At 64.6% G+C, this 8677-nt stretch carries 8 protein-coding genes and 1 pseudogene; 3 read left to right on the forward strand and 6 right to left on the reverse strand.

Features of this window, described 5'->3' with window-relative positions; genetic code table 11:
• The 4 genes from VFH65_RS13835 to VFH65_RS13850 form a co-directional block, all read right to left on the reverse strand.
• Positions 1 to 836 (reverse strand): antibiotic biosynthesis monooxygenase (locus VFH65_RS13835; RefSeq protein WP_353322258.1); only part of this gene is annotated, 836 nt, incomplete at its 3' end.
• A gap of 15 nt (positions 837 to 851) precedes the next feature.
• Entirely contained in the window at positions 852 to 3569 is a 2718-nt protein-coding gene (locus VFH65_RS13840) for a molybdopterin-dependent oxidoreductase (protein ID WP_353322259.1), read from the reverse strand.
• On the reverse strand, positions 3566 to 4393 hold the full coding sequence (locus VFH65_RS13845) for an FAD binding domain-containing protein (protein ID WP_353322265.1): 828 nt from the start codon (positions 4391 to 4393) through the stop codon (positions 3566 to 3568). The genes VFH65_RS13840 and VFH65_RS13845 overlap by 4 nt, the downstream gene beginning before the upstream one ends.
• Before the next feature lie 150 nt (positions 4394 to 4543).
• Positions 4544 to 5164, reverse strand: coding sequence for a TetR/AcrR family transcriptional regulator (locus VFH65_RS13850; RefSeq protein WP_353322260.1), 621 nt, complete (start codon positions 5162 to 5164; stop codon positions 4544 to 4546).
• A 72-nt stretch (positions 5165 to 5236) separates the two neighbouring features.
• Here VFH65_RS13850 and VFH65_RS13855 point away from each other — a divergent pair, with 72 nt between their 5' ends.
• Positions 5237 to 6265 (forward strand): Rieske 2Fe-2S domain-containing protein, encoded by a 1029-nt coding sequence (locus VFH65_RS13855; RefSeq protein ID WP_353322261.1) that lies wholly within the window; start codon positions 5237 to 5239, stop codon positions 6263 to 6265.
• A complete protein-coding gene (locus tag VFH65_RS13860; RefSeq protein ID WP_353322262.1) occupies positions 6262 to 7347 on the forward strand; it encodes a dihydrodipicolinate reductase in 1086 nt (361 codons plus the stop codon). The genes VFH65_RS13855 and VFH65_RS13860 overlap by 4 nt, the downstream gene beginning before the upstream one ends.
• 125 nt (positions 7348 to 7472) lie before the next feature.
• Here VFH65_RS13860 and VFH65_RS13865 read toward each other — a convergent pair whose 3' ends face one another.
• A complete protein-coding gene (locus VFH65_RS13865) occupies positions 7473 to 7898 on the reverse strand; it encodes a MarR family winged helix-turn-helix transcriptional regulator (RefSeq protein ID WP_353322263.1) in 426 nt (141 codons plus the stop codon).
• A gap of 51 nt (positions 7899 to 7949) precedes the next feature.
• Between VFH65_RS13865 and VFH65_RS13870 the strand changes: the two genes are divergently transcribed.
• On the forward strand, positions 7950 to 8570 hold the full coding sequence (locus VFH65_RS13870) for a TIGR03086 family metal-binding protein (protein WP_353322264.1): 621 nt from the start codon (positions 7950 to 7952) through the stop codon (positions 8568 to 8570).
• On the opposite strand, the pseudogene VFH65_RS13875 reads toward VFH65_RS13870, so the two are convergent.
• A pseudogene (locus VFH65_RS13875) lies at positions 8567 to 8677 on the reverse strand (RNA-binding protein); the annotation flags it as partial. The gene VFH65_RS13870 and the pseudogene VFH65_RS13875 sit on opposite strands and share 4 nt — an antisense overlap.

The raw sequence follows: 8677 nt of genomic DNA on the forward strand, positions 1-8677 counted from the left end.
TTCAGCAGCGGGTTGACGTAGTAGGGCATCACCACGAAGCTGATGACGAAGCTGGACAACAGAGTTCCCAGCACCGGGCCGAGCCATAGCGGCATCTTCAACGGCGACAAGGCCAGAGTGAGCAGCACGACGGTGGGGTAGAGCCCGACCCACACGGCGATAGACGTCTTGGTGTCCGACGGTGGCGGCACCTGATTGCCTTTGTCGTCGAACGCGAACCAGCTGCCGAACGAATTGTCCACGGTCCGCAGTTTGAAATCGTGGAACTTCTCGCCTTCGCGGAGCAATTGCGTGCGCTCGTCGGAGGTCAACCAGGCGTCCAAGTCGGCGGCGGTGTCGTAGCGGTACATCGCCGTCCACTCATCCTGCACACCCTCGATCGGCCGGAACAGCTCGGCCCCGCGGTAACCGGGAAAGTTGCTCTCCGCCAACTGAAGCCGGTCCTGCCAAGCCAGGAACGCCTCGACGTCCTGTTCGCGGACGCGGTGAGTGACGACAACGGTCACCAGCTGGTCCACCGGTGTGGCCGCGCCGCCGACGATCTGCTGGGTGGCCGGGCCGTCGAGGTATTGCCGACCGACGGCCATCCGTTCCAGCCGCGTCGAACTGTTCAGCCACGCACGCAGGTTGGCCGCGGCGTCGAAGCGGTAGATCACCACCCATTCCGATTGATCACCGGTGGGCGCGGTGACCTCCGCGGCGATGAATCCCGGATAACCGGAGGCCGCATCGTTCACGCCGTGCTGCCACGTCAGGAACTGTTTCTCGGCGCCGGGGAGGACACGCTGCCCGATGATGACCGTGACGGCGTTCTCGGTGACGTTCTGGGTTTGCATTCGGCTCCTCCGGAATCAGATCACTGGAGCCGCGTGTCGGGAGCCGAGTTGTTTGTAAATTCGCTCGGGGGTAAGGGGCAACGAGCGATAGCGCACACCGGTGGCGTTGGCCACGGCGTTGGCCAATGCCGGCGCAACCGGATTGATGCAGCACTCCGCCATGCCTTTGGCGCGCATCGGGCCGACCGAGTCGGTCGAATCGACCAACAGCACCTCGGTGCGCGGAGCATCGGCGTAGGTGGGGATCCGGTAGTTGCGCAGGTTCGCGTTGGTCATCACGCCGTTGGCGTCGACATGGAAGTTCTCCGTCAACGCGAAGCCGAGCCCTTGCACGACACCGCCTTCCACCTGCCCGCGCACCTGCGCCGGATTGATCACGACGCCGGCGTCGGTGGCCTGCACGCTTTGGAGGATGCGAATCTCGCCGGTGACGCGGTGGACAGCGACGCGGAAGCCGTGGGTGTTCGACGTGACGCTGCGCGGTGACCCGTATGCCTTGCGCGCCTCGCTGAACCGGATGCCCCGCGCCCGGCCCACCTCGATGAGATCGTCAAGCGACATGCGCCTGTCGCCGCAGATGATGCCGTCGTCGTCCATCGAGCAGTCCGCGGTGGGGACCTCCATGTGCGAGGCCGCCACTCCGAGGATCCGGTCGCGCAACGCGGTGGCGGCTCGCTGCACCGCGTTGCCCGCGACGAACAGCCCCGCGCTCGCGAAGGCCCCGGTGTCGAAACCCGTGCGATCGGTGTCGGACTGGACGAGGTGTATCCGTGACGGCGTGGTGCCGAGCATGGTGGCGGCGATCTGGACATGCGCGGTCGAGGTGCCTTCACCGAATTCGACGGTGCCGACCGCGATTTCGTACGTCCCGTCGTCTTGTAGAGTGGCCCAGGCTTCCGAGATGTGTTCGGTCGGCGGTGCCGTCTCGTGCAGTGAGCTCGCCACGCCGGTGCCGACGACCCAGTCGTCGCCAAGGCCGTGCGCTGCGCCGTTGTGGCGCAGGGCCGCATCGACAAGGTCGATGCACTTGGCCAGACCGTCCTCGGTGAATGCGACATCGTCGGGATGATCGTCGAGCGCCAGAAGCGCATCACCCGGCCGCACGATGTTGCGGCGGCGAAGCTCCAGCGGATCGATATCCAGCGCGATGGCCAACTCATCCATGGCCGATTCCACCGCGAACGCGGGCTGGGTCATGCCGTACCCGCGCAGTGCCCCGCTCGGCACGTTGTTGGTGTAGACGGAGTACGCGTCGAATTTCTTGTTCGCACAACGGTAGATGGCGATGGCGGCACCGGCCGCGAACAAGGTTTCGCCGCCGTGATTGCCGTACGCGCCGGTGTTGGACACGTTGCGGAAGCCGAAGGCGGTCAGCGTGCCGTCGGCGCGGGCACCGAGTTTGACGGTGATCTTCATCGGGTGGCGTGGCGACGCCGTCGTGAACTCCTCTTCCCGGGTGTATTCGAAGCACACCGGGCGCCGGACGTCGAGGGTGGCCAATGCCACCAGATCCTCGGAGATGACCTCCTGCTTGCCGCCGAACCCACCGCCGACCCGCTTGCAGAACACCCGGAGTTGGTCGGGGCGCAGGTCGAACAGGTAGGACAGCTTGACCTTGGCGATCGACGGCGATTGGGAACTGGTGCGCACATTCAGCCGGTCGTCCTCCATCCAGGCGATCGACCCGTGCGTCTCCAGGTGTGCGTGCTGAACGCGCGGCGTGAAGTACGTGCCCTCGTGGATGACGTCGGCTTGCGCGAAACCCGCTTCCACATCGCCGATCTGGCCGTGGAGCTCGAGCAGGATGTTGCGCACTGGATCGCGTACGAACGGATCCTCTGAGCCGTGCAACTGCGGCGCCCCGTCTGCCATCGCCTCTTCGGGGTCGAAAACCGCTGGCAGTGGCTCGTATTCGACGACGACCTTGCGGCAGCCCTCTTCGGCGGCGGCCACCGAGTCGGCGAGCACGGCAACCACGCGCTGGCCGACGAACCGCATGACGTTGTCGAGCACGTAGGTGTCGTCGGGATCGACGAGATGGTCGGTGTGGATCGCCGTCGTGAAGCGTTTGCGTGGGACGTCCTCCCAGGTGTAGACGCGATGCACACCGGGAACGGCCAGCGCCGCGGACTTGTCGATGGACACGACGCGGGCGTGCGCGTGCGGCGAGTGCAGCACCTTCAGATGCAGCATGCCTTCCATCTCGGTGTCCATGGTGAACTCGGCCTGCCCCGTCACCACGTCGGTGGCGGCCGGCGCCCCGACGCTGGTGCCGACGGCCTGGCCTGGCAGTGCTTCCTCGATGGCGGCGACACCGTTGATCGCGTCCTCGATGGCGCGATAGCCCGTGCAGCGGCAGAGGTTGCCCTTCAGCGCGCGCGGGAGGTCCTGCTTTTGCTCGTCGGTGAAGGTCGCCGAGGTCATGATCATGCCGGCGGTGCAAAAGCCGCATTGAAAGCCAGGGGCGTCGCGGAACTGTCGTTGCAGCGGGTGAAGGTCATCCGGGGTGCCGAGGCCTTCGATCGTGGTGACCTCGTGACCCTCTGCTCGGAACGCGGGCGTGATGCAGCTGTGGATGGGTGTGCCGTCGAGCCACACCGTGCAGGCGCCGCAATCGCCTGCGTCGCAACCCTTCTTGACACCGTGATATCCGAGTGAACGCACGAAGGTCCGCAGGCACTGGCCGGCACGCGGCTCCTCCTCGAAGGCGTTGCCGTTGACGTTGTAGGTCATCGCCAGTCTCCCGACGCGAATTCGATCCGGATCTCTTCTGCGTAGTGCTTCGCGAGATGACGGCGATGGTCGGGCGCTCCGTTCGCGTCGTCGAACCACACTTTGTCGGGCAGCGCATCAATCCGGTGCTGGAGTGCATCGGGCTCGGGTATGGAGTCGAACGCCAGCACGATCGGGTGGGTGGTCGCTGCGGTGATCGTCAGCAGCAGATCAGCCGTATCGGGTGACTGTGTGGCGATCATGAAGATTGTCGAGCGCCCGAGCTGGGTCAGCGTGAAGCGGCGGTGCGTGTGGCGTTTTCGCAATGCGCTCAGCGGGATGTCGATTCTGCGCAGTATCTCGCCGGGGGCGAGGATGTTCTCGTGGTTGCCGGTCACGAAGTCGGCGGCCGCAACGGTGCGTTCGGATCCGTCGCGCGCCCACAGCGTGTACACGGCTTCCAGCGCCACCGACATGGTGATCATCGGGCCCGCGGGCAACGACATGCAGATGTTGCCGCCCACCGTGGCCGAGTTCCACACCTTGAACGACGCCAGGAAAGCCTCGCAACTCGTCTTGAGCAGCGAGCCGGCGCGCCAGTCGGCGGGGGCCTCGAATTCGTAGAGGTCTCTGATGGTGCACGTCGTCCCGATGCTCAGGCCGGCATCGGTGGCCTCTATCACCTGCCAGCCAAGCGGTACGAGGTCGACCAATCGGCGTACATGAGGTTGCTGTTCGGAGAACAACCAGGTTCCGCCCGCCAGCCACGCATCGCCGTCGCGCCAGAGGTCCCCCGGCCGCTCCGGAGGCTGGCGAACGACGTCTTCAACAGTGTTGATGTCGATTTGAGTGCCCCCTCGACGGGCGGGTTACCAGAGTGGTGCTCCCGACGCGCAGGCCCACAGTAGCCAGGCAGGCACCGAGGGGGACCGTTTTGCCGCAAACTGCTGACGGTTGCGTAAAAAAAGCTGTCCGGCAAACGAAGATGACTCGGCTTATGCCTGGTCGAGGTACGCGACGATGGCGTTGGTCAGACCCCGCCGAGCCTCGTCAAGATCGGAGTACGTGCCGAGTTGCTTCTCGGAGGTGATGCCACGCATCGCTCCGGGGATGAGTGAGGCGATTTCGCGCAGCCGCTGTGGGTTGACTTGCAGATCCGCGAACGCCTTCTGGCAGGTGTCCTGCCAGGCCTGCCCCCAGGACGACAACTCGGCCGCCGTCTTCGGATAGAGCCGTTCGAGTTCGGCGTGATCGCGGGGGAGCGCCGCGCGGAGATTTTCGATGGCTCGGGAATCCTTGGCGGTCAGGCCTTCGTAGAGGGTTTCGATGATGCCGGTGACGCGGTCTCGCAGACTCGCGGTGGTGTCGATATCGACGAACAAGTGGGCCCGTCGTTCGGCGGTGTAGTGCAGCACGGCGGCCCAGAAGCCGTCGGTGTCGCCGAACTGGTATTGCACTGCGCCCCAGGTGGCGCCGATTTCCTTGGCGATGCGGTTGGCCGAGATCGCACCGGGATTTCCGGAGGCCAGCGCGGTCAGCGCGGCCTCCAGCATGGTCTCGCGGGTTGCTTGTCCGCGGCGATTAGAGCGCCGTCGGGTGCTGTCCGCTTCGCCCATTCCCGGATCGTAGCGTTTCTGCTAGTTTCATAGAACCCACTACGATTCTGCAGAAATTCGAGGACAGCGAGGATGGCGAAGCCGCCGCTTTCGATGAAACCCACCGGGTGGTTCCAGGTCGCATGGTCTGAGGAGATCGGCGCCGGCGACGTCCACCGGATGAAGTATTTCGACCGCGAACTGATCGCCTGGCGCGCGCAATCCGGTCGGCTGACGGTCATGGACGCCTACTGCGAGCACCTCGGCGCGCACCTCGGTCATGGCGGCCATGTGGAGGGCGAGGTGATCCAGTGCCCGTTTCACGGATGGCAGTGGAATCAGGACGGCCGCAATGTCTGCATCCCGTACCAGGACCGGCCCAACCGTGGGCGTCGTATCCGAACCTTCCCGACGGTCGAGCGCAATGAGTCGGTCTACATCTGGCATGACGTCGCCGGGCGGGATCCGTACTTCGAACCTCCCGACGTGTTCGCCAGTTTCGGCGACAGCAGCAGCGCTGCCGACTACTACCCGCAGAAGACGATGTACCGCGCGCAACTGGAACTTCATCCGCAGTACGTCCTGGAAAACGGCGTCGACTTCGCCCACTTCAAGTTCGTGCACCAGACACCGATCGTCCCGGTGTTCACCCGCCATGACTTCGAAAACCCGGTCTCCTATGTCGATTTCACCATTACCTTCGAAGGCGACGACGGCCAGTCGATCGACGACGTCAACAGCGGCGTCGAGGCGATCAACGGCGGCCTCGGCATAGCGGTGACCAAGAGCTGGGGGATGGTCGACAACCGGACCATCTCGGCGATCACGCCGGTCGACGAGAACACCTCCGATGTGCGCTTCATGGTCTACATCGGCCGAACACCGGGCAACGACACCCCCAAGGCCGGAGCCAAGGCAGATGCCTTTGCGCAGAACGTCATCGACCAGTTCCTTGCCGACGTTCATATTTGGCAATACCAGCGCTACTCCGATCCGCCTGCGCTGGCCACCGCCGAGTACGAGGGCTTCACCGCCATCCGGGCGTGGGCCAAACAGTTCTATCCTGACGCCGACGATTCTGCGCAGGGGCCGTTGACACATCTCGAGGAGATTCAAAGATGACCGACCACAGACCTATTCGAGTGTTCCAAGTGGCGACGGGCAACGTCGGCACCGAGATGATCAAGCGAATCGGCAACCAGCCGGATCTCGAACTGGTCGGACTGCACTGCTATACCGCGGACAAGATCGGCCGCGACGCGGGAGAAATCGTTGGGTTGGGACCGATCGGGGTCACTGCAACGGGCACCGTTGACGAGATCCTCGCAGCCAAGCCGGACGTCTTGACGTTCCACGGCGTGTTCCCCGACGAGGATCTCTACGTCAAGGTTCTCGAGGCGGGCATCAACATCGTCACCACCGCGGACTGGATCACCGGATGGCACCGCGACACGAACCATCCACACCCGTCGGGCAAGCCGGTGAGCCAACTCCTGCAAGAGGCATGCGAGAAGGGCGGCGCGACGTTCTACGGCACCGGCATGAACCCCGGTGTCAATCAGATCCTCGGTGTCGTCTGTTCGGCTGATGTCGCCGAAATCGAGAACGTCACCACAATCGAGTCCGTCGACGTGTCGTGCCATCACTCGGCCGATACCTGGAAGGAGGTGGGATACGGCCTGCCGGTCGACGATCCGCGCCTTCCGGGAATGTTGGAGAAGTACACGCGCGTGTTCGCCGACAGTGTGCTGATGATGGCCGACTGCTTCGGCCTGCAACTCGACGAGGTCAAGTTCAGCTACGAGCTGGGCGCATGCACCAAGGACGTCGACCTGGGCTGGTACCAGCTGCCCAAGGGGTCACTCGGCGGGAACTACCTCAAATACCAGGGCATCGTGAACGGAGTGCCCAAGGTCGAGACGCATCTGGAATGGCAGATGACTCCGCACACCGACCCCAGCTGGGATATCAAGGGCTGCTACATAACTGAGATCAAGGGCGATCCGTGCATCTACAACAAGCACATGATCTTCCCGAAGCCAGGCGTCGACTTGTCCAACCCTGAGTCGTTCGCGTCCATCGGGATGACCGTCACCGGCATGCCCGCTCTGAACGCCATCGCGTCAGTGGTCGCTGCCCCACCGGGACTTCTCACGAGCGCCGACCTGCCGCTGCGTGGGTTCGCGGGGCGCTTCAAGGACTAGCTTCGCGGGCTGCGCCGGGCTCGAGCTGAAAATTGCGCCGAGAGTAGGGAATATGACGGATTTGGCGCGAATTCCGTCATATTCCCTACTCTCGCGATGCCATGATTCCGCCCGCCTCGCCTCACCTAGTCGCTGGTCATCTGCCCAAGTGCGCGCAGGAATACCCGGCGATCGCCGGTAGACAACTTCCCGAGCCAACGTTCCTCGCCCCGCTGGATCTCTTGCTGTGCAGCATCTTTCACCGCGCGACCCGACTCCGTGATGGCCAACAGCCGCACGCGCCTGTCGTCGGGGTCCGGCGTGCGCTCGATGTACCCCTTGTCCTGCAACTCGTCGAGCGTGGGGATGATGCGCGTCTTGTCGGCGCCGATCGCTTCGGCGAGCGCCGCCTGCGTCCGCACCGACGAGTAGTGGTCGAGGGCCAGCAGGACGCTGTAGCCCCACATCGACAGGCCGTGCGCCTTCAGTACGGGGAGCTCGGCGGCCATCAGGTCACGCACGAGCGGCGCAATCATCGCCGCGAGGTCGGGTCGCCTGGACTTCGACGCCATGCACAGATACTAGACATTGACCGATGGTAAGCAGGCGCATACGATAGGTTCATGCATACAATCGCCGATATCCGTCCCTTCCATCGCACCGCCGTCACCGCCTCCGTCGACGTGGTCAACACCGTGACACTCGCCGACCTCGACCGCCCGACACCCTGCGCCGGCTGGAACCTTGCCGACCTGCTCACCCACATGACCGTGCAGCACCACGGATTCGCCGCGGCCGCCCGCGGTGAGGGCGCCGACCTCGCGGTCTGGCAACCGTCAACGGTGGCCGACGCGGTGGTCGCCGATCCCGCAGGCGCCTATGCGAGGGCCGCCGCCGACGTGCTCGACGCCTTCAGCGCCGACGGCGTACTCGACGCGACATTCGCCCTACCCGAATTCGGGCCTGACGCAACAGTTCCGGGCGCTATGGCGATCGGCTTCCACTTCGTCGACTATGTCGTTCACGGCTGGGATGTCGCGCGCTCGATCGACGCGCCTTTCGAGTTACCTGCCGACGTCATCGACGCGGTGCTGCCTGTAACCCTGGCCGTTCCCGATGGCGAGTTCCGCGAGGCGGAGGCCAGCCCGTTCGCACGCGCCATCACGGCCACCGACGCCGCCAGTGACCTCGAGCGCATACTGCTGCATCTCGGTCGGTCACCGGCCTGGGCGCCAGCGGCCTAACGGGGATCGATCTCGTTGCGAAGCTTCTCCGCCGGATAGACGGACGCACCGGCCGCCCGGATGCGCTCGGACAGCGCACGGTCCGAGGTTGCGACGCGGATCTCGCC

Source organism: Mycobacterium sp., assembly GCF_035697385.1.
Taxonomy (GTDB): domain Bacteria; phylum Actinomycetota; class Actinomycetes; order Mycobacteriales; family Mycobacteriaceae; genus Mycobacterium.